General features: G+C 73.1%; 19 protein-coding genes. 12 read left to right on the forward strand and 7 right to left on the reverse strand.

Features of this window, described 5'->3' with window-relative positions; genetic code table 11:
- Positions 1 to 53: 53 nt before the first annotated feature.
- From ACWGJB_RS20740 to ACWGJB_RS20750, 3 genes are all read left to right on the forward strand, one after another.
- Positions 54 to 1,562: an aromatic amino acid ammonia-lyase gene (locus tag ACWGJB_RS20740; protein WP_453381661.1), complete on the forward strand. Its 1,509-nt coding sequence runs from the start codon at positions 54 to 56 to the stop codon at positions 1,560 to 1,562.
- Entirely contained in the window at positions 1,559 to 2,401 is an 843-nt protein-coding gene (locus ACWGJB_RS20745) for a MurR/RpiR family transcriptional regulator (protein WP_453381593.1), read from the forward strand. Before ACWGJB_RS20740 ends, ACWGJB_RS20745 begins: the two co-directional genes overlap by 4 nt.
- 135 nt (positions 2,402 to 2,536) lie before the next feature.
- Positions 2,537 to 3,139 carry a hypothetical protein gene (locus ACWGJB_RS20750; RefSeq protein WP_453381594.1) on the forward strand — a complete coding sequence of 201 codons (603 nt, stop codon included), beginning with the start codon at positions 2,537 to 2,539 and terminating at the stop codon, positions 3,137 to 3,139.
- A 16-nt stretch (positions 3,140 to 3,155) separates the two neighbouring features.
- On the opposite strand, the gene ACWGJB_RS20755 is transcribed toward ACWGJB_RS20750, so the two are convergent.
- The 5 genes from ACWGJB_RS20755 to ACWGJB_RS20775 all read right to left on the reverse strand — a co-directional run bounded on the left by ACWGJB_RS20755 (position 3,156) and on the right by ACWGJB_RS20775 (position 6,854).
- On the reverse strand, positions 3,156 to 3,530 hold the full coding sequence (locus tag ACWGJB_RS20755) for a roadblock/LC7 domain-containing protein (protein ID WP_351738766.1): 375 nt from the start codon (positions 3,528 to 3,530) through the stop codon (positions 3,156 to 3,158).
- Positions 3,531 to 3,551: 21 nt separating this feature from the next.
- Positions 3,552 to 4,058 (reverse strand): roadblock/LC7 domain-containing protein, encoded by a 507-nt coding sequence (locus ACWGJB_RS20760; RefSeq protein ID WP_360495095.1) that lies wholly within the window; start codon positions 4,056 to 4,058, stop codon positions 3,552 to 3,554.
- Positions 4,059 to 4,089: 31 nt separating this feature from the next.
- Positions 4,090 to 4,881 carry a transcriptional regulator gene (locus ACWGJB_RS20765; protein WP_453381595.1) on the reverse strand — a complete coding sequence of 264 codons (792 nt, stop codon included), beginning with the start codon at positions 4,879 to 4,881 and terminating at the stop codon, positions 4,090 to 4,092.
- Entirely contained in the window at positions 4,878 to 5,267 is a 390-nt protein-coding gene (locus tag ACWGJB_RS20770) for a hypothetical protein (protein WP_453381596.1), read from the reverse strand. The genes ACWGJB_RS20765 and ACWGJB_RS20770 overlap by 4 nt, the downstream gene beginning before the upstream one ends.
- Positions 5,268 to 5,438: 171 nt before the next feature.
- Positions 5,439 to 6,854 carry a diaminopimelate decarboxylase gene (locus ACWGJB_RS20775; protein WP_453381597.1) on the reverse strand — a complete coding sequence of 472 codons (1,416 nt, stop codon included), beginning with the start codon at positions 6,852 to 6,854 and terminating at the stop codon, positions 5,439 to 5,441.
- A gap of 163 nt (positions 6,855 to 7,017) precedes the next feature.
- On the opposite strand from ACWGJB_RS20775, the gene hutU reads away from it, so the two are divergent.
- The 4 genes from hutU to hutI all read left to right on the forward strand — a co-directional run bounded on the left by hutU (position 7,018) and on the right by hutI (position 12,645).
- Positions 7,018 to 8,682 (forward strand): urocanate hydratase, encoded by a 1,665-nt coding sequence (gene hutU, locus ACWGJB_RS20780; protein ID WP_453381598.1) that lies wholly within the window; start codon positions 7,018 to 7,020, stop codon positions 8,680 to 8,682.
- Positions 8,683 to 8,879: 197 nt separating this feature from the next.
- Complete coding sequence (locus tag ACWGJB_RS20785) at positions 8,880 to 10,082, forward strand: allantoate amidohydrolase (protein WP_453381662.1); 1,203 nt, start codon at positions 8,880 to 8,882, stop codon at positions 10,080 to 10,082.
- Positions 10,073 to 11,419 (forward strand): formimidoylglutamate deiminase, encoded by a 1,347-nt coding sequence (locus ACWGJB_RS20790; protein ID WP_453381663.1) that lies wholly within the window; start codon positions 10,073 to 10,075, stop codon positions 11,417 to 11,419. Before ACWGJB_RS20785 ends, ACWGJB_RS20790 begins: the two co-directional genes overlap by 10 nt.
- A gap of 47 nt (positions 11,420 to 11,466) precedes the next feature.
- Complete coding sequence (gene hutI / locus ACWGJB_RS20795) at positions 11,467 to 12,645, forward strand: imidazolonepropionase (protein WP_453381599.1); 1,179 nt, start codon at positions 11,467 to 11,469, stop codon at positions 12,643 to 12,645.
- A 1-nt stretch (position 12,646) separates the two neighbouring features.
- Here the strand turns inward: hutI and ACWGJB_RS20800 are convergent, their stop codons facing one another.
- Together ACWGJB_RS20800 and ACWGJB_RS20805 are read right to left on the reverse strand one after the other, a co-directional pair.
- Entirely contained in the window at positions 12,647 to 14,149 is a 1,503-nt protein-coding gene (locus tag ACWGJB_RS20800) for a ricin-type beta-trefoil lectin domain protein (RefSeq protein ID WP_453381600.1), read from the reverse strand.
- Positions 14,150 to 14,394: 245 nt separating this feature from the next.
- On the reverse strand, positions 14,395 to 15,288 hold the full coding sequence (locus ACWGJB_RS20805; RefSeq protein ID WP_453381601.1) for an RNA polymerase sigma factor SigF: 894 nt from the start codon (positions 15,286 to 15,288) through the stop codon (positions 14,395 to 14,397).
- A 304-nt stretch (positions 15,289 to 15,592) separates the two neighbouring features.
- Between ACWGJB_RS20805 and ACWGJB_RS20810 the strand changes: the two genes are divergently transcribed.
- From ACWGJB_RS20810 to ACWGJB_RS20830, 5 genes are all read left to right on the forward strand, one after another.
- Complete coding sequence (locus tag ACWGJB_RS20810) at positions 15,593 to 15,979, forward strand: STAS domain-containing protein (protein ID WP_453381602.1); 387 nt, start codon at positions 15,593 to 15,595, stop codon at positions 15,977 to 15,979.
- 174 nt (positions 15,980 to 16,153) lie between these two features.
- Positions 16,154 to 16,672 carry an ATP-binding protein gene (locus ACWGJB_RS20815; RefSeq protein ID WP_453381603.1) on the forward strand — a complete coding sequence of 173 codons (519 nt, stop codon included), beginning with the start codon at positions 16,154 to 16,156 and terminating at the stop codon, positions 16,670 to 16,672.
- 285 nt (positions 16,673 to 16,957) lie between these two features.
- Positions 16,958 to 17,668 (forward strand): LPXTG cell wall anchor domain-containing protein, encoded by a 711-nt coding sequence (locus tag ACWGJB_RS20820; RefSeq protein ID WP_453381604.1) that lies wholly within the window; start codon positions 16,958 to 16,960, stop codon positions 17,666 to 17,668.
- A gap of 29 nt (positions 17,669 to 17,697) precedes the next feature.
- Positions 17,698 to 18,549 carry a hypothetical protein gene (locus ACWGJB_RS20825; RefSeq protein WP_453381605.1) on the forward strand — a complete coding sequence of 284 codons (852 nt, stop codon included), beginning with the start codon at positions 17,698 to 17,700 and terminating at the stop codon, positions 18,547 to 18,549.
- 11 nt (positions 18,550 to 18,560) lie between these two features.
- Positions 18,561 to 19,616, forward strand: coding sequence for a hypothetical protein (locus tag ACWGJB_RS20830; protein ID WP_453381606.1), 1,056 nt, complete (start codon positions 18,561 to 18,563; stop codon positions 19,614 to 19,616).

Genomic DNA, 19,616 nt, shown 5'->3' on the forward strand with positions numbered 1-19,616 from the left:
CGGATGACCGCAACGCAAGATCGGGTGTCCGGATCGAGGGGAGTTTGGGCGTGTTGTCGTCTCGCATCGTGGACGCACCCGGAACAGAACATTCCGGCCTGGTGATCCTCGACGGCATCGGAATGGGCGTCGAGGATGTCGTACGACTCGCCGACGGTGCCGCCCGGCCGGTCCCCGGCACGGACGGGATGCGGCGTGCGGAGGAGTCCTGGAACGCCGCCCGGCAGATCGCCGCGACCGGCCGCGTCTACGGCCGTTCGACCGGCGTCGGCGCCAACCGGAACGAGGACGTGCCCACCGAGGCCGCCGCCGGACACGGACTGCGGCTGCTGCGCAGCCACGCCGGGGCGATCGGCGAGGAACTGCCCGCCCGGCAGGTGCGCGCCATGCTCGCGGTGCGGGCCAATCAACTCCTGGCGGGCGGCGCGGGACTGCGGCCGAGTGTCGTCACCGCCCTGTGCGAGGCGCTGGAGGCGGGCGCCTACCCGGTCGTCAACGAGTTCGGCTCGGTCGGCACCGGGGACATCGCCGCGCTGGCCCAGGTGGGGCTGGCGCTGGCCGGGGAACACCCCTGGCGGGGCGAGCGGGCCCCGGATCCCCAGCCGCTGGACAACAACGACGCCCTCGCCCTGATCAGCAGCAACGCCCTCACCCTCGGCCAGTCGGCGCTCGCCCTGCACGAGTTGCGCGGGCTGATCGAGGCCACCCAGGTGGTGGCGGCGCTGTCGCTGCTCGCCGTCGACGGCTCGCACGAGGCCTACGCCGCCCCGGTACACGCGGCCCGCCCGCACCGGGGCAGTGTCGAAGTCGCCCGCCGGATGCGGGAGTTGATCGGGGCCGCCGACCGGCCCACCCCGCCGCTGGGCCGTATCCAGGACCCCTACGGCTTCCGCTGCCTGCCCCAGATCCACGGCCCCGCGCTGGACGCCGCCGACGCCCTGGAGCAGGTCCTCGCGATCGAGATCAACGCGGCCGCCGAGAACCCCCTCATCTCATCCGAGGACCTCGCCGCCTACCACCACGGCGGCTTCTACCAGGCCCAACTCGCCCTCGCCCTCGACCACTTCCGGCTCGCCGTCACCCAGGTCGCGCGCCTGTCCACCTCCCGGCTCTCCTCCCTCAACGAGCCCGCCTTCACCCGCCTGCGCCCCTTCCTCGCCGACCCGGAGCCCGCCTCCTCCGGCGTGATGATCCTGGAGTACGCCGCCGGCGCCGCCCTCGGCGATCTGCGCGCCTTCTCCGCGCCCGCCTCCCTCGGGCACGCTGTACTCTCCCGAGGCGTCGAGGAGCAGGCCAGTTTCGCCTCGCTCGCCGCCCGTCAAACGCTGCGCGCCTGCCGTGCGTACCGTCTGGTGGTCGGCTGCGAACTCGTCGCCGCCGTACGGGCGCTGCGCCAGCGCGACCTGAAGCCCGAACCCGGGCTGGGGGTGGGGCTGGCGCTGGAGCTCGCCGAGGCGGTCCTTGAGGCGGACCCGGCCGACCGGCCGCTCACGGACGACGTCACGGCGGCGGCCGGACTGCTCGACCGGTTCACGGACATCTGGAGGGGGAGCACGTCATGAACGTGACCGACAGCCCTGCGACACGGTTGCAGGCGCTCTTCGAGGGGCACCGGCTCACGCCGACCCAGCGGCGCATCGCGCACAGCATGGTGCGGCGCGCCGCCGACGTGCCCTTCCTGTCCAGCGTGGAGCTGGCCGAACTGGCCGGGGTCAGCCAGCCGTCCGTGACCCGGTTCGCGGTCGCCCTGGGCTTCGACGGCTACCCGGCGCTGCGCAAGCACCTGCGCGAGGTGGTACCCGCCGAACAGGCGGCCGGCAACGGCTCGTACAACGAGTACCAGCAGGCCGTCGAGGCCGAGATCGAGAACCTGCGGCACCTCGCCGAGGTGCTCGCCGACCCGCGCCCGGTGCAGCAGGCCGGCCGGTTGCTGGCCGCGTCCCGGCCGCTGCCGGTGCTCGGCCTGCGCGCCGCCGCCTCGCAGGCCTACGGCTTCGCCTACTTCGCCGCCAAGGTGCACCCGGACGTCCGGCTGCTCAACGAGGGCGGCACGATGATCCACGACCGTATCGACGCGGCCGTACGGGCGGGTGCGACGGCGCTGCTGTGCTTCGCGCTGCCCCGGCATCCGCGCGAGGTCGTGGACACCCTGGGCTATGCCAGGACGGCCGGGCTGACCGTCGTGACCGTCGCCGACTCCGCCTTCGCGCCCGTGGCCAAGGTCTCCGACCTGCTGCTGCCGGCCGCCGTCGGCACCGGGCTCGCCTTCGACACGGCGTGCGCGCCGATGCTGCTGGGCCGGGTGCTCCTGGAGGCGATGGCCGACGACCTGCCGGACGCGCAGGCCCGCCTGGAGGAGTTCGACGCGCGGGCGGCGACCCGGGGGCTGTTCGTCGAATAGCCCGCCCGATCGGACGAGCGGCTTGCCGAACGACGGGCTTGTCGAACGACCGGCTTTAAGACTCGTCTCACGTTCTCTGGTTAGCGTCCCGCCCTACGGACTGACTGGGCCGATACGGGCGAGGAGGCTGCGGACATGGCGCGTGCGGTACGAGGGGCACGGGGCGGACAGGGGTTGGCCCGGGTGGCCGTGGTCGTACGGGCCGGGGCCGCCCCGCTGTGGTGGTTCGGGGTGTTCGCGGCCGGGATCGGCGTGCTGCCCGAGGGGATCACCGGACGCCGGATCGGCGTCATGGCCGGGGCCGCGCTGTTCATCGTCGGCGCCGCCGTCGTGGCGCTCACCCGCCGCAAGCGGTACACCGCACTGCTGCGCGGGGCCGCCCGGGCCGGCAAGCACGATGTGCTCCAGGACCGGGCGGTGACCGTGCGCAACTGGCGCCGGGGGCACCGCTGGTGGCTGCTGCTGGCCTGGGCCGTGGCGCTCGGCAGCGCCTTCGCGGTGCCGGCCGCCGGCGGCATGCTGCTCGCCGGCACCGGCACCGGGCTGCGGCTGAAGGCGGCCTGGCTGGGCCGCCGGGAGCGGGCCGGGGAGCAGCTGGTGTGGCTGCGCGTCGACTGGCTCGACGGGTGCGGCGGCCGTCCGGTCGGCAAGGCCGTCAAGGCCTACCGCGGTACCGGCATCGCGGCCGGCGACGCGGCCCCGGGCGGGGCCCGCCGCCGCACCGCTGCGCTGGTGTGAACCCGGGACCCGGAGGTCAGACCTCCAGGTCCTCCTCGATCTTCCTCAGCTGGTGCCGGGCCATCGCCAGGTTGGACCGGGAGATGTCCAGCACCAGGTAGAGGAAGAGGCCGTTGCCGCCCCGGCCCTTGAGCAGCCGGATCAGGTGGTACTGGGTGGAGAGCGTGATCAGGATGTCCTCGATCTCGCCCTTGAGCCCCAGGTGCTCCATGGTGCGCATCTTGGCGCGGATCACGTCCGTGTTGCCCGCGGCGGCCACGTTGAGGTCGAAGGTCTTGCTGCCGCCCATCGTGCCCAGCGCCATGCCGGTGGTGTAGTCGACGAGCGCGACGCCGGTGGCACCCTCGATGGAGGTGAGGGCCTCTTTCAGCGCGGTTTCGGTGTTGGCCATGACTCTCTGTTTCCTTTCAACTCAACTGTCGGTTGCTGCGGTGCGCGCGTCGGTAGTGGTGCTGGTACGTGGCGTGCGCGTGGATCTGGTCCGTGTGGCTGCTGTGCTGCGGGCCGGGCGCAGGGCCTTGGCGGCGGCCTCGGCGGCGTCGACCAGCTCGCCGATCCGGGCGGCGGCCCGGCGGCCCTCCAGGTGGAGCCGGCCGACGTTCACCCGGTCCTCGGCGAGCAGGGTGAGCACGGCGCTGCGGCCGGCTGCGTAGGTGGCGACATAGCCGTCCTCGCCGCGTACCAGCAGCTCCCTGAGCTCACCCTTGCCGGTGGCGTCGGAGACCCGCACGGCGACGCCCAGCTCGGCCGCGGTGAGGGCGGCGAGGCCCTCCGGGTCGACGCCCGGACAGTCGTGCGCGACGACCAGGCCGTCGACGCCGGCCGCGAGGGCGCCGGTGAGCTGGGGCATCCGGGTGCGTAACCGGCGTAGTTCGTCGAGGACGGCCTCTCTGCCGGAGCTGCCGGGTTCTGCCGCCATCAGCTGTCTCCTCTCGGCGGGGCGGTGCCGTTCAAAGGGCCTCCAGCGCATCCCTGAGCCTCTTCAGCAGCGCGATGTCGGGGTCGGTGACCGGGGGGAGGCGGGGCGGTGCGGCCGTGCTGCTCCTCGGGGCGAGGAGCCCGGCCGCCGCCAGCCGCCGTATGTCCACCAGGGTGTGGAAGGCCGGCCGGCCCAGTTCGCGGGCGATCTCCGGAGCCGTGCGGACGCCGTCCACCCGGCCCAGGACCGCCCGCTGGCGCTGGGTTACCGGCGGTGCCGCGACCGGGTCGGCGCGGATCAGCGGGGTGCCGTCCGTCGACGGGTCGGGCCAGATCCGGTACAGCAGCTCGCGGCGGCGCAGGGTCTCGCGTTCCAGGGCGGTGACGGGGACCGCCGGGAACGGCTCGGTGGCGCCCGGGGTGCCGTACCGGAAGCGGCCCGGGGTGCTGCTGGGCGCGAGCGCGAAGTACCCGGCGTCGTACAGCGCGCCGAGGCGGCACAGTTCCAGCGCCCCCTTCGGCAGCAGACCGGCGTCGAGCAGCCGGTGCACCGCGGCGGGTATGTCGTCGGTCCAGGGCCAGACCGCCGCGTCGAGCGTGCCGTGGGCCGTGAGGAGCACGTCGAGGCCAGGGGCGAGTGGGCTCTCGGCGTGCACCACGCGGCCCTCGGCCAGGTGCAGGGTGCCGTGCTCGCGGACCAGGACACCGGTGGCCCGCTCCTCGGCGAGGCGTATCAGCATCGGTGAGAGCGCGCCGGCCGCCCCGTCGTGCGGGGCCGCCCGGCCCCGGACCGGCAGCGGCGGAGGTATGTCGACCACGGTCATCCCAGCACCAGCCGCTCGGCCATCTCGCCGAGCCGGATCCGGGCGAGGGCGAGATTGCCGTCCTCGCGGGCCAGCCACAGATGCAGGAACACCGTGGCGTCGAAGGACGTGACCACGAACCGCAGCAGGTGGTAGCTGTCCCGGTTGCTGATGATCAGGTCCTCCACCGGAGGGTTCACCTCGGTGTCGTCCTCCGTGCTGAACGCCCCGTGCTCGGCGGCCAGTCGGGCCAGTTCGGCGGCCTCCGCGGCGGTGGTCTCGTGGTCACCGCCGGGCGCCTCCCCGACCGTGCCCAGGGCCAGTCCGCTCGTCCAGTCGACCAACGCGGCCCCCCGGGCACCGGGCAGTCGCATCGCTTCCAGTAAGCACTCGTCGATTCCGGGCACCGTGGCTCCCCTCCCACCGCCTGGCTCTCCGGTTGAGTGACGCAGACACTACGCAACGTGTGCGACGGGAGGGATGCGTTTGGCATTTTCCAGTGGAACATGCTTACGGCAGGCTAGTGTTGGTCAACTGAGCTGCTTTTCACACCAGTTGATCCCTCTGTCCCGGGTCTCTCAACGGCTTCCGGTTGCGCGCAGGGTGGTGAGCGCGTCGGCGTGCGCCCCTCCGGATTCGGCCACGATCTCCGCGACCGTCTGCGGCTGCCGTACGACGGCGAACGCCACGCCTCCGGCGCCGTCCGGCACAAAGCCGTAAACCCCGGGACGGACGAGGGAGTTGTAGGAGTAGTGGGTGCCGAAGTAGTACGCGCCGGTGTCCAGCGCGGCCGCGTAGTCCCCCTGCTCCAGCGCCGGCAGCGCGCGCCCCTCGGCGAGCAGATCCCCCGAGAAACAGGCCGGCCCCGCCACGTCCTGCACCACCGACGGCCCCTCCTTGGGCCGCCCCTTGCCGTCGTACCCGGCGATCCTGAGCGGCCACGTCCCCGGCACGTACACCGTCCGGGCCGCCACCTGTACGCCCGCGTGCGTCACCGCGATCCGCCGTCCGCCGGAGCTCTTGGCGTACTCCACCCGGGCCACCACCGTGCCGTGCCGGGCCAGCAGCGATCGCCCGAACTCCGTCACCAGCCCGTACCGCCCGTCGAACAGCCCCGGCACCACCTCCGCGAGCAGCCGCCCGTACTGCGCGTACGTCGGCTCCGTGGCCTCCGAGGCGAAGTTGACCGACAGCCCGCCGCCGATGTCGAGGGTGTCGATCTGCCGCCGCCCGATCCGCGCGTTGATCTCCTCGGCCAGCGCGTAGGTCTCCGCCACGCCCCGCGCCAGCAGCGACAGCGAGATCCCCTGCGAACCGATGTGCGCGTGCAGCCGGGTCAGCCACGGCCGCTCCGCGAACGACCGCACGACCCACTCGCGCGCCCCCTCGTCCCGCAGCCCCACCCCGAACTTCGAGGTCGCCGTCGCGGTGGAGGTGGCGCCGATGCTCCCGGCCCCGATCTGCGGGTTCACCCGGATCCCGAGCGGCGAGCGGGGGGCGCCGCCGGTCACCAGGGCGTCGATCCTGGTCAGCTCCTGCGGGTTGTCCGCGTTCACGGCGATGCCCAGCGCCAGCGCCTCGCGCAGCTCCGCCCCGGTCTTGGCGGGCGCGTCGAACACCGTCCGTTCCGCCGGCACCCCGGCCGCCCGAGCCAGGGCCAGCTCGCCCGCGCTGGCCACCTCGGCGCCGATGCCCTCCCCGGCCAGCAGCCGCACCACCGGTACCAGCGGGTTCGCCTTCACCGCGAAGGCGTGCAGTATCGGGGTGCCGGGCGCCGCGACCGCCTCGAACGCCTGGCGCAGTGCCGCCGCCGAGGCGCGGATGCCGGTCACGTCCAGCAGGCCTACGATCGGCGCGTCCGGCCCCAGCAGTCCCTGCTCCACCGCCGCCCGCACGGCGTCGTCCCGCCGCACCACCCGCTCACTGTCGTCCACCCAACCGTCCCTGCCCGCTTCGCTGCCCGTCCTGCCGTCCGCCACGTCGTCCCCCGACATGTCGTCGTCCGCACCCTTAAGGCCCATAAGTCCAGCCAAACACCCGGAACGCGGCCGCGCTGGCGGACCGATGTATTGACTAGTTCTATTCAGCGGGCCAGGATGTGAATAACCGAATAACCGCAGGAACACTTCACTGGCCGTATTCGCTAGGAGGCAGACCATGTCAGGACCCCGCCCCGTACGAGCACCGCGCGGTACGGAACTGAGCGCCCTGGGATGGCAGCAGGAAGCCGCCCTGCGGATGCTGCAGAACAACCTCGACCCCGAGGTCGCCGAGCACCCCGACAAGCTCGTCGTCTACGGCGGCACCGGCAAGGCCGCCCGCGACTGGCGCTCCTTCGACGCCATGGTCCGCACGCTGCGCACCCTCAAGCAGGACGAGACCATGCTGGTCCAGTCCGGCCGCCCGGTCGGCGTCATGCAGACCCACGAGTGGGCCCCGCGTGTCCTCATCGCCAACTCCAACCTGGTCGGCGACTGGGCCAACTGGGAGGAGTTCCGCCGCCTGGAGGCCCTCGGCCTGACCATGTACGGCCAGATGACCGCCGGCTCCTGGATCTACATCGGCACCCAGGGCATCCTCCAGGGCACCTACGAGACCTTCGCCGCCGTCGCCGCGAAGAAGTTCAACGGCACCCTCGCCGGGACCATCACCCTCACCGCCGGCCTCGGCGGCATGGGCGGCGCCCAGCCGCTCGCCGTCACCATGAACGACGGCGTCGCGATCTGTATCGACGTCGACCCGCGCGCCATCGAGCGCCGCATCGAGCACCGGTACCTGGACGTGAAGGCCGACTCGCTCGACCACGCGCTCCAGCTGGCCACCGAGGCCCGCGACGCCCGCCGCCCGCTCTCCATCGGCGTCCTCGGCAACGCGGCCGAGCTGGTTCCGCAGCTGCTCGCGATGGACGCGCCCATCGACATCGTCACCGACCAGACCTCGGCACACGACCCGCTGGCCTACCTGCCGGTGGGCGTGGCCTTCGAGGACATGGCGGACGCGGCGGCCAAGGACCCGGCGGGCTTCACGACCCGCGCCCGGGAGTCGATGGCCAAGCACGTCGAGGCCATGGTCGGCTTCATGGACGCCGGTGCCGAGGTCTTCGACTACGGCAACTCCATCCGCGGCGAGGCACAGCTGGCGGGCTACGAGCGGGCGTTCGCCTTCCCCGGCTTCGTCCCCGCCTACATCCGCCCCCTCTTCTCCGAGGGCAAGGGCCCCTTCCGCTGGGCCGCCCTGTCCGGCGAGGCCTCCGACATCCACAAGACCGACAAGGCGATCCTCGACCTCTTCCCCGAGAACGAGTCCCTGCACCGCTGGATCAAGCTGGCCGGTGAGCGGGTCCACTTCCAGGGTCTGCCGGCGCGTATCTGCTGGCTCGGCTACGGCGAGCGGGACAAGGCCGGCGAGCGGTTCAACGACATGGTGGCGAGCGGCGAGCTGGCGGCGCCGCTGGCGATCGGCCGCGACCACCTCGACTGCGGCTCCGTGGCCTCGCCCTACCGCGAGACGGAGGCCATGCTCGACGGGTCCGACGCGATCGCCGACTGGCCGCTGCTGAACGCGATGGTCAACGTGGCGTCCGGTGCGTCCTGGGTCTCCATCCACCACGGCGGCGGGGTCGGCATGGGCCGGTCCATCCACGCCGGGCAGGTGACCGTCGCCGACGGTACGAAGCTCGCCGGCGAGAAGATCCGCCGGGTCCTCACCAACGACCCCGGCATGGGCGTCATCCGGCACGTGGACGCCGGGTACGACATCGCGGAGTCGGTGGCGGACGAGCGGGGCGTGCGGGTGCCGATGCGTGAGGGCGACGACGCGTGAATCCTCGTGAGGGTGGACGTAGCGGCAGCGCTCCGGTGGGGGCCGATGCCTCGTCGCCGAGCGCGGGTGCGGCTGTGCCCACCCGTTCCGCCCTGCGGAACGACTGCCCACAGCCCGGAGCGGCACGGACCGGAGCGGCCCAGGCTGTACCGGCGCAGCCTGTGCAGCCGGTCGGCGGTGGCGGCTCCTTCCACGAGATGTGGCGGGAACTGCTTCCCGTCGGCCGCCATCCCGAGTCCCGCGGTTACCGGCGCTTCGCCTGGACCGGGGCCGATGCCGAGTGCCGCGCCTGGTTCAAGGAGCAGGCCGAGGCGCGTGGGTTGACGTACGAGGTCGACCGGAACGGGAACCAGTGGGCCTGGCTCGGCGACCCCGCCGCCGGGGACGCCGTCGTCACCGGGTCGCATCTGGACTCCGTCCCGGACGGCGGGGCCTTCGACGGCCCCCTCGGTGTCGTGTCCTCCTTCGCCGCGCTCGACGAACTCCGCCGCAGGGGAGCGGAGTTCACCAAGCCCGTCGCCCTCGTCAACTTCGGTGACGAGGAGGGTGCCCGGTTCGGGCTCGCCTGTGTCGGGTCACGGCTCACCGCCGGGCAGCTCACCGTCGAGCAGGCGCACCGGCTGACCGACGGGGACGGGGTCACCCTGCCCCGGGCCATGGAGGCCGCCGGCTACGACCCCGACGCCATCGGCGCCGACCCCGAGCGGCTCGCCCGTATCGGTGCCTTCGTCGAACTGCACGTCGAACAGGGCCGGGCGCTGGACCTGTCCGGTGACCGGGTCGGCGTCGCCAGTGCCATCTGGCCGCACGGCCGCTGGCGGTTCGACTTCCGGGGCGAGGCCAACCACGCCGGCACGACCCGGCTGGTCGACCGCCGCGACCCCATGCTGTCGTATGCCGAGACCGTGCTCGCCGCCCGCCGCGAGGCCGAACTCGCCGGTGCCGTCGCCACCTTCGGCAAGATCTCCGTCGAGCCGAACGGCGTCAACGCCATCCCCTCCCTGGTGCGCGGCTGGCTCGACTCGCGCGCCGCCGACCAGGCCACCCTCGACACCGTCGTCGGCGGCATCGAGAAGGCGGCCCGGGAGTACGCGCAGGCGCACGGCATCGACCTCGACGTGGTCCGGGAGTCCTTCACCCCGGTCGTCGAGTTCGACCACGCCCTGCGGGACGAACTCGGCCGCGTCCTCGGCCGGGACACCGGTCTTACCGTGCCCGTCCTGGGCACCGGTGCCGGACACGACGCCGGGATCCTCTCGGGGAGCATCCCGACCGCCATGCTGTTCGTGCGCAACCCCACCGGTGTCTCGCACTCCCCGGCCGAGTTCGCGGCCGAGGACGACTGCCTGGCCGGGGTGGGCGCGCTCGCCGACGTACTGGAAGGGCTGGCCTGCGGGTGACGACACGGACGACGTACTGGTTGGAGTACGCCTGGCTGGACACCTACGTCGAGCCCGGTGTCGCCGTGGAGGTGGCGGACGGCCGGATCAGCGCCGTCCGCACGGAGACCCCCACCCCGCCGCCGGGGGCCGAGATCCTGCGCGGTCTCACCCTCCCCGGCCTGGCCAACGCCCACTCGCACGCCTTCCACCGCGCCCTGCGCGGCACGGTCCAGGTCGGTTCGGGGACCTTCTGGACCTGGCGCGAGCTGATGTACTCCTTCGCCGACCGGCTGACCCCGGAGACCTATCACGCGCTCGCCCGCGCGGTGTACGCCGAGATGGCGCTCGCGGGCATCGCCTGCGTCGGCGAGTTCCACTACGTCCACCACGCCCCCGGCGGCACCCCGTACGCCGACCCCAACGCCATGGGCGAGGCGCTGATCGCGGCCGCCGCCGACGCCGGTATCCGCATCACCCTCCTCGACACCGCCTACCTCTCCGCAGGCTTCGGCGAGCCGCCCAACGCCCACCAGCTCCGCTTCTCCGACGGCAGCGCGGAGGCCTGGGCCGAACGCTGTTCAGTTCTCAAGGAACGGGATCACGCGCGGATCGGGGCGGCCGTCCACTCCGTACGGGCCGTGCCCGCCGGCGAGCTGGCGACCGTGGCCCGCTGGGCCGAGGAGCGGCGGGCCCCGCTCCATGTGCACCTGTCCGAGCAGACGGCGGAGAACGACGCCTGCCTGGCCGCCCACGGCTGCACCCCCACCCGCCTGCTCGCCGACCACGGTGTCCTCGGCCCGCGCACCACGGGCGTCCACAACACCCACCTCACGGACGAGGACATCGCCCTGCTCGGCGGTTCCGGCACCGGCACCTGCATGTGCCCGACGACCGAGCGGGACCTGGCCGACGGCATCGGACCGGCCGTGGCCCTCCAGCGGGCGGGCTCACCGCTCTCCCTCGGCTCCGACAGCCACGCCGTCATCGACCTGCTCGAAGAGGCACGTGCGATGGAGCTGAACGAGCGGCTGCGCACCCGCACCCGGGGCCACTGGACGGCCGCCGCCCTGCTGCGCGCCGCCTCGGCCGACGGCCACGCCGCGCTCGGCTGGGAGGACGCCGGCACCATCGAGACCGGCATGCTCGCCGACCTGACGACGATCGCGCTGGACTCGGTCAGAACGGCGGGGCCGCTGCCCCGGCTGGGCGCCGAGACGGCCGTATTCGCCGCGACGGCAGCGGACGTACGGCACACGGTCGTGGGCGGGCGGCACGTCGTACGAGACGGTGCGCACACCCTCGTCCCCGATGCGCCACAGGCCCTCGCGCGGGCCGTGGAAGCCCTTCGCGCCTGACGGGCCGTCGAAGCACCCCGCGCCTGACGACCACCCACGAGGACACCATGAGCTGCAGCACCGTCATCACCAACATCGCCACGCTGGTCACCAACGACCCCTCCCTCGGTGACAACTCCCCTCTCGGTCTGATCCTGGACGCGGCCGTCGTCATGGACGGCGACCGCATCGTGTGGACCGGTGAAGCCAGCAAAGCACCCGCCACTGACAACCGGGTCGACGCGGGCGGCCGGGCGGTGCTGCCGGGCTTCGTGGACTCCCACTCGCACCTGGTCTTCGCGGGCGACCGCACCCAGGAGTTCAACGCCCGGATGTCCGGCCGGTCGTACACCGCGGGCGGCATCCGCACCACCGTCGCCGCCACCCGCGCCGCGACCGACGCGGAGCTGGAGGCGAACCTCACGCACTACCTCGCCGAGGCCCTCCGCCAGGGCACCACCACCTTCGAGACGAAGTCGGGCTACGGCCTGACGGTCGAGGACGAGGCGCGGGCCCTGCGCATCGCCGCCGCCCACACCGACGAGGTGACCTACCTCGGCGCCCACATCGTCTCCCCCGACTACGCCGGCGACCCGGCCGCCTACGTCTCCCTGGTCACCGGCGAGATGCTCGACGCCTGTGCCCCGTACGCCCGTTGGGTCGACGTCTTCTGCGAGAAGGGCGCCTTCGACGGCGACCAGGCCCGCGCGATCCTCACCGCGGGCAAGGCCAAGGGCCTGACCCCCCGCATCCACGCCAACCAGCTCTCCTACGGTCCCGGTGTCCAGCTGGCCGTGGAACTCGACGCGGCGAGCGCCGACCACTGCACCCACCTCACGGACGCCGACGTGGACGCGCTCGCGAACAGCCGGACGGTCGCCACCCTCCTGCCGGGCGCCGAGTTCTCCACCCGGGCCGAATGGCCGGACGCCCGCCGTCTCCTCGACGCGGGCGTCACCGTGGCCCTCTCCACGGACTGCAACCCGGGCTCCTCCTTCACCTCCTCCGTCCCCTTCTGCATCGCCCTGGCCGTCCGGGACATGCGCATGACCCCCGACGAGGCTGTGTGGTCGGCGACGGCGGGCGGCGCGAAGGCTCTGCGGAGGGACGACATCGGCCGGCTCGCCCCGGGCGCCTACGCAGATCTGACCCTGCTGGACGCCCCCAGCCACGTCCATCTGGCCTACCGGCCGGGTGTTCCGCTGGTCGCCGGGGTGTGGCGCAGGGGCGTCCGCGTCGCCGGCTGAGTCAGCTCGCCCCGGCCCGCCAGAGCTGGGCCGTGCCGTCGCTCACCGGGTCCAGGGAGAGCTGGTCGTCGCCGTTCGGGGTGAGGGCCGTCTCGATGGCGATCTCCGGGCGGATCTCGCCGTCGGAGACGACCGTGAAGCGCAGGTTGTCGCCGTGGTCGCCGTCCACCGACGAGCACTCCCAGATGCCGACGCCCTTGTCGACCGAACCCCGGCTGTCCAGGCAGAAGTCGGGGTCCGCGGCGGACTGCAGCACGCCCCGGTCCGTGTCGACCCGCCAGCGCTGGGTGGCGGAGCCGGAGCAGGCGGCGGTGACGACGTCGGTGCCGTTGTCGAAGTCGCCGTCCCGGACGTCCAGACAGCGGCCGGTGGCGGCGTTCACGACCTGGGCGTAGCCGGCGCCCGGCGGCTTCGGGGTGGGCGACGGCGTCGGCGACGCGGAGTGCGTCGGAGCCGGGGCGGGCGACGGGGAGTGCGTCGGGGTCGGGCTGTGCGACGGCTTCGTGGGGGAGGACGACGGGGCGACGGTCGCCGTCGCCGTCACGGTCACCTGGGGGGTGGCTGGCGGCGCCGGGGTCGCGGCCGCCGGGGTCCGGGTGTGCCCGGCCGGGCGGCTCAGGAGCACCAGCAGCAGCGGTACGAGGGCCACGCCCAGCGCCGTGGAGGTCAGCAGGACGCGGCGGGACGGGGACCGGCGTCCGCGCGCCGGGCCGGGCTCGGCGGCCGCCTCGGCCGGGATCTCCTGCCGTACGTATCCCGTTCCGCCCCAGGGCAGCAGGCCCTCCGCCAGGGCTGTGCGCGGACTGTCCCTGAGCGCGGTCAGATCCTCGAACGCGGCCGTGCAGTGCGGGCAGTGGGCCATGTGCGCGTGCAGGTCGGCGCTGTGCCGGGGGTTCTCCGGGCGTACCGACTCCTCGATCAGCCGGCGGAAGTCCGGGCAGCGCGGGTCGTCGGAGGCGGCCAGGCGGCTGCGCAGACAGGCCTGTGCCAGCGACTGGAGCGTGGGCGGGGTGTCGTACCGGACGTCCTCGGGGGTCAGGCCGAGGTGGGTGGCGGTCCGGGCCGGGGGTTCCTGGTCCAGTACGCCGTACCAGAGCAGGCCCTGGGTGCGGGACGGCAGGGACTGGAACGCCGCGAGCAGCGGCGGGGCGGGCGGCTCGGCGGCGCCCGTCGAGTTCAGGACCAGGAGGAGGGTGGGGTCCAGGGCGGCGGAGCGTTCGTCGTGCGACCATGCGGCGGCCAGGCGCGCGGTCAGCAGGAGCAGGTGGTGGCGGAGGGGGACGACCGGTTCGGCGCCGCGCGCGATGTCCCGGGCGACGGTGGTGAAGGTCTGCGCGGTGAGCCGGCGGGCCGCCGCGTCGCCGGCCGCGCAGAGCCGGGCGTAGCCGAGGACCGCGGGGTGGTGGCGGGCGCGCAGTTCCTGGAGGGCCGGGTAGGCAGTGGCGGCGGGCGTGCGCAGGAGTTCGGTCAGGCGTGCGTCCGAGGGTGGGTTGTCCTGGACCATGGTGCACCCCTTCGCGCCGGCCCGCCGTGGGCCCGTCCTTGCTGACGTACCGGCCAGTTTGGGGTGTGCGTGGGGCGCGAGGGAGGCCTTTGGCGAAAAGAGGCGGCTGGGAATCGCCCCTCCAGGGCACAGGGGCACAGGGACACAGGGGCCGCGGGTCCGGGTCCGGCATACGGCTGCGGGCGCGTGGGACGACCGGTCCCCACGCGCCCGCAGCCGTACGACGACCCAGGTCACCGCTCCGGTCACTCCTCCAGCGTCAGCGCCTTCCGCAGCTGCACCAGCGTGCGGGACAGCAGCCGGGACACGTGCATCTGCGAGATGCCCAGTTCCTCGCCGATCTCCGACTGGGTCAGGCCGGCGACGAAGCGCAGCGAGAGGATCCTCCGGTCCCTGGGCGGGAGTTCGGCGATCAGCGGCTTCAGGGACTCGATGTACTCGATGCCTTCGAGACCGTGGTCCTCGTAGCCGATGCGGTCCGCCAGGGCGCCCTCGGACTCGTCCTCGTCCGGCTGTGCGTCCAGGGAGGAGGCCGTGTAGGCGTTGGAGGCCGCCATGCCCTCGACGACCTCCTCGTTCGAGAGGCCGAGGCGCTCCGCGAGTTCCGCGACCGTGGGGGCGCGGTCCAGCTTCTGGGCCAGCTCGTCGCCCGCCTTGGCGAGGTCGAGACGCAGCTCCTGGAGGCGGCGCGGGACCCGTACCGACCACGACGTGTCGCGGAAGAAACGCTTGATCTCGCCGATGATGGTAGGCATCGCGAAGGTGGGGAACTCGACGCCACGAGCCAGTTCGAAGCGGTCGATCGCCTTGATCAGGCCGATCGTGCCGACCTGGATGATGTCCTCCATCGGCTCGCTGCGGGAGCGGAACCGGGAGGCGGCGAACTTGACGAGCGCGAGGTTCAGCTCGACGAGCGTGTTGCGTACGTACGAGTACTCGTACGTGCCTTCCTCCAGCGACTCCAGCCGCTCGAAGAGGGTCTTGGACAGGGCTCGCGCGTCGACCGCGTCGACCTGGTCGTACGGGGGGATCTCGGGGAGGTCGAGCCCCGCGACGGATCCCTCGATGGCATCCAGTTGTTCCGGTGGGGGTGTCGACGTCGCCGTCCGGGTATGCGATGCGTCGAGCCGGGGTGACATGGTGTCCTCCATCGTTCTCGGCATAAGGCTGCCGAAGCCGTGCGTGCACTGCGGAGTGCGGCGCCTCCAAAGCCGGCCGTGTCGGTTTAGGTGTCTCTACTAGCCCTACCCGCTTCGGCGAGTCACTCGCAAGTCCGTTCTATTAGCATTTGTCCGATTGTGAGAGGTTGTTCGGGTGTCGGAGCGCGTGGAGAAGGCGTAATGTTCGAGGGCGTCGGCACGGCGTTCGGCGGACATCGGTGGGCATCGTCAGACATCGGTCAGACGGTGGCAAAAGCGTCAAGACCTCGGGAGAGAGACGGCAATGGACCACGGGACGGTCGGCAGCGCACAGTCGGGCCGGCTGCTGGTGGAGGTGCGGGAAGAGGGCCCCAGCGCCGTCGTGACTCCGGCGGGTGAGCTCGATCACCACACCGCCGATCTGCTGCGCGAGCCACTCGACGATCTCCTCGACAAGGGGTTCTCGCGCCTTGTCGTCGACTGCTCGCGCCTTGAGTTCTGCGACTCCACCGGGCTGAATGTGCTGCTCGGCGCCCGGCTACGGGCCGAGGCCGCCGGAGGCGGGGTGCACCTCGCCGGGATGCTGCCCGTCGTCGCCCGGGTGTTCGAGATCACGGGGGCCGAGGCGGTCTTCACCGTCCACGACTCCGTCGAGGCGGCCCTGACCGGCGAGACCGGCGGCGAGAGCTGAGTTCCGGCCCGGTGTTCGCAACCAGGGGGTGTCCCGGCGGATCGCCCGGGCAGGAGAGATCTATCGGCGGCCGACCCGGCCCCGGTTGAGTAGGCCATACCGACAGGCCCGTACGAAGTGCAGCAACGCGAGTTTATGAATCGTGAACCGGTGAAACGGTGAGGTGAAGCGCTGATGAGCACCACCCGGCCTTACCCGCCGGGCGACCGCGGCCCGGAGACCAGCGGCGTTTCCGGGATGTCCGAGGCGGCGGCGTCCGACGTGCCGTCCGCCTCGTCGGGGGGTCGTCAGGTCCGCAGGCTGCGCCTCGCCGGCGAGAGCGGGGTCGTCCCGCTCGCCCGCGACTTCGCCCGCCAGGCGCTGTACGCGTGGGGCTGGCTGCCCGCCGCGTCCGCCGACCGCAGGGCCGCCGCCGAGGATGTACTGCTCGTCGTCTCGGAGCTCGTCACTAACGCGTGCCTGCATGCGGAGGGGCCGGACGAGTTGGTCCTGGCCTGCGACAACAAGGTGATCCGGGTGGAGGTGTCCGACCGGGGGGCCGGGCAGCCGACGCCGCGGACCCCGCACCGGGCGGGACGGCCGGGGGGGCACGGGATGTTCATCGTGCAGCGGCTGTGCCTGGACTGGGGGGTTGTACGGGCGTCCGGGGAGGCCGGGAAGACGGTCTGGGCGGAACTGGGAGCGCCGGCCTAGGGGGGTGCGGCGTGCGCCCACGGGGGTGCCGGGTTGTGGCGGACGGCGGTTGCGGTGCGCCCACGGGGGTGCCGGGTTGTGGCGGACAGCGGCTGCGGGTTGTGTCGGTTGCTCGCGCCCACGCGGCGGAGCCGTGAATCGATAATGCCCCGTGCCCTTGCGGGCGTCTCGCTCACGGGGCGCTCACACTTCCGCCACGCCCTTTCTCTTCCCTCCTCATGGGCCCCGGCGTACCTTGACGGCCGAATCTGATACCTCGTCAGTAGCGAATGGGGTGGACCGACCGTGTCGTCGTACCCGAAACGCACCGCCGTGCTCGCGTCCGCCGCCGCCCTCGCCGGCTCGGCGGTGCTGCTCGCCGCTCCGGCGGCGCACGCCACCGTCGTCGACGTCAACTACGCCTGCAAGACGCCGATCGGCGACAAGAGCGCCGTCTCCCCGATCGACATCAAGGGCGTCCGGAGCGGCAGCGGTTACAAGATCACGATGTCCTGGCAGAAGGGCGTCTCCTCCAGCCCCGTCGAACTCGGCAAGGGCGCGATGAACCCGAGCGCCACCATCAAGCTCGGCGGCGCCGACAGCGGGACCCTGCACGTGACCGGCTCGCCCAACCAGGCCGCGATCCCCGCCAACACGCCCATCAAGATCAACGACCTGAGCGGCACCTACACGCCGGAGAAGACCGGCAAGGTGACCTTCACGGCGGGCATCCTCACCATCAAGGCGCTCGGCACGACGACGACCTGCACCCCCACCAACAACCCCGGCCCGTCCCTGACCCTGGACGTGAGCGCCGCGAGCGGGGGCGGCTCCACCGGCTCGACCGGCTCCGGCTCGTCGTCCGGCGGCACCGGCGCCGACTCCGCGGGCACCCTTCCGAAGACCGGTCCCGAGGACTCGTTCGTCGCGCTCGGCACCCTCGGCGGCACCGTGCTGCTCGCGGGCGCGGCCGGCGCCCTCTGGCTGACCCGGCGGAACCAGCCCGTACGCCGCTGACCCTCGGGGTCCGACCGCCGGAGCCGCCCATGCCGTCCGCCCAGTCCGTCACCCGTGTGCTCGGCCTCGCCGTGCTGACCCTGCTCGCCACCGCCCCGCGCGCGGCGGCGGCCGGGGGCTGGTCACTCGCGCCCGCGGGCGGCGGCCGCCCGTCGTTCTACGCCGAGGGCACCCCCGGGGCCGTCCTCCAGGACACCGTGTCGGTGACCAACCGCGGCGGACACCCGGTCACGGTACGGCTGTCCGGCACCGGCGTCCCCGTCACCTTCGCCGGGCCGAGCGTCCGTGTCCCGGCCCGCACCCGGGCCGACGTCCCCTTCACGGTGACCGTCCCGGCCGGTGCCGCCCCCGGCGACCTCCCCGGCGCGCTCGTCGCGAAGGACGCCGACGGCCGCACCGCCACCGTCCGTGTCCGGCTGCGCGTCGGCGGCCCCACCCTGACCGCGCTGACCGTCGAACATGTCGCCGTCCACGGTGACCGCATCACGTACGAGCTGGTCAACCGGGGGACGACCGTCCTCGTACCGAAGCTCGCGGTGCACGCGGACGGGGTCTTCGGCCGGGACCTCCTTGACCGGGCCCCGCGCACCCTCCCGGTCCGCCTCGCCCCTGGCAGCCGCACCGAACTCAGCGAGTCCTGGCCCGGCCACCCCGCCCTGGACGCGGTCGAGGTCCGGCTGACGGCGACGGCGGCGGGCGGCGCGCACGACACGGCGGCCGCCCGGGCGCGGTTCGTGCCCTGGGGCGCGGTCGCGGGGACCGCGGGCGCGCTGGCGGCGGGCGCCGCCGTGACGGTCGTACGACTGCGCAGGCGCCGTGCCGGCCAGGCGACGACCGAACCCCAGACCATGGAGGCCGAGTTGACGGGAGCGGCGAGGTGAGAGCGCGTGCGATGGCGATATCGACGGCGCTGGCGGCGGTGTTCGCGCTGCTCCTGACGCCCCTGGCCGCGGCCGCCGACGGGCCGGCCGTGAAGGTCTCCGAGGCCCAGGCCGGCACCGGCGGGTCGATCACCGTCAGCGGCACCGGCTGGCGGCCGCACGCCCTGGTGATGATGCTGATCTGCGGGCAGGCCACCCCCGCCCGGGGAGTGATCGGCGGCACCAACTCCTGCGCCAACGCCGACGGACGCGCCGTCACCACCGACGCGAAGGGCGGCTTCGCCAAGCGACTCCCGGTCGCCGAGCCACCGGTGCCCTGCCCCTGCGTGGTGCACGTGGCCACCGTGACCGGCGCGAAGGCCGACGCGGACGCCGTCTTCCAGGTCGCCGGGCACCCCGTGAAGGCGCTGCCCGCCGAGCCCACCGGCGGACGCCTCTCGATGCTCACCGACACCCGCCTCGACGGCTCCTCGTCCCTGCTGACCTGGTTCGGCGCACCCCCCTCCCGCACCCTCGTCTTCACCATCGGCAACGCGGGCTCCACCACCCTCAAGGACCCCGTCTTCCAAGTGGGCACCGCACACGGTGTGTTCGCCCCTCAGTGGGACGAGCAGCAGTGGCGCGGCACCCTCGCGCCCGGCAAGAAGGCGCAGATCAAGCTGCCCGTCGAACTCTCCGCCGGGGCGCACGGCGACTACACCGTCTCCCTGAAGTACGACGGCAAGGTCCTCGCCGAGCAGCCCTGGGGCGTCGGCCGCCCCTGGGGCGTGACCCTGTTCTGGCTCCTGCTCTGCGTGGTCGTACCGGCCGCCGTCTTCCGCATCGGCATGGCGGTGGTCGACCGGGTGCGGCCGCCCCGCGCGGGCGGCATCCGCCACCGGGGCGTGCACCGCCCGACCCTGCGCCTGCCGCGCCTGCGCGCGCCGGAGCCGGCGCCCGACACGACCTCGACCCTGCCGTGGTTCACCCCGGACAACGATCCGGGCACGGCGGCCGGTCGGCTCTCCGCACCGCACGAAGACAGTTCCACGAGTCCCACGACTCCCACCAGGAAGGGAACCACGTGA

It is taken from the genome of Streptomyces sp. NPDC054813, assembly GCF_053611365.1.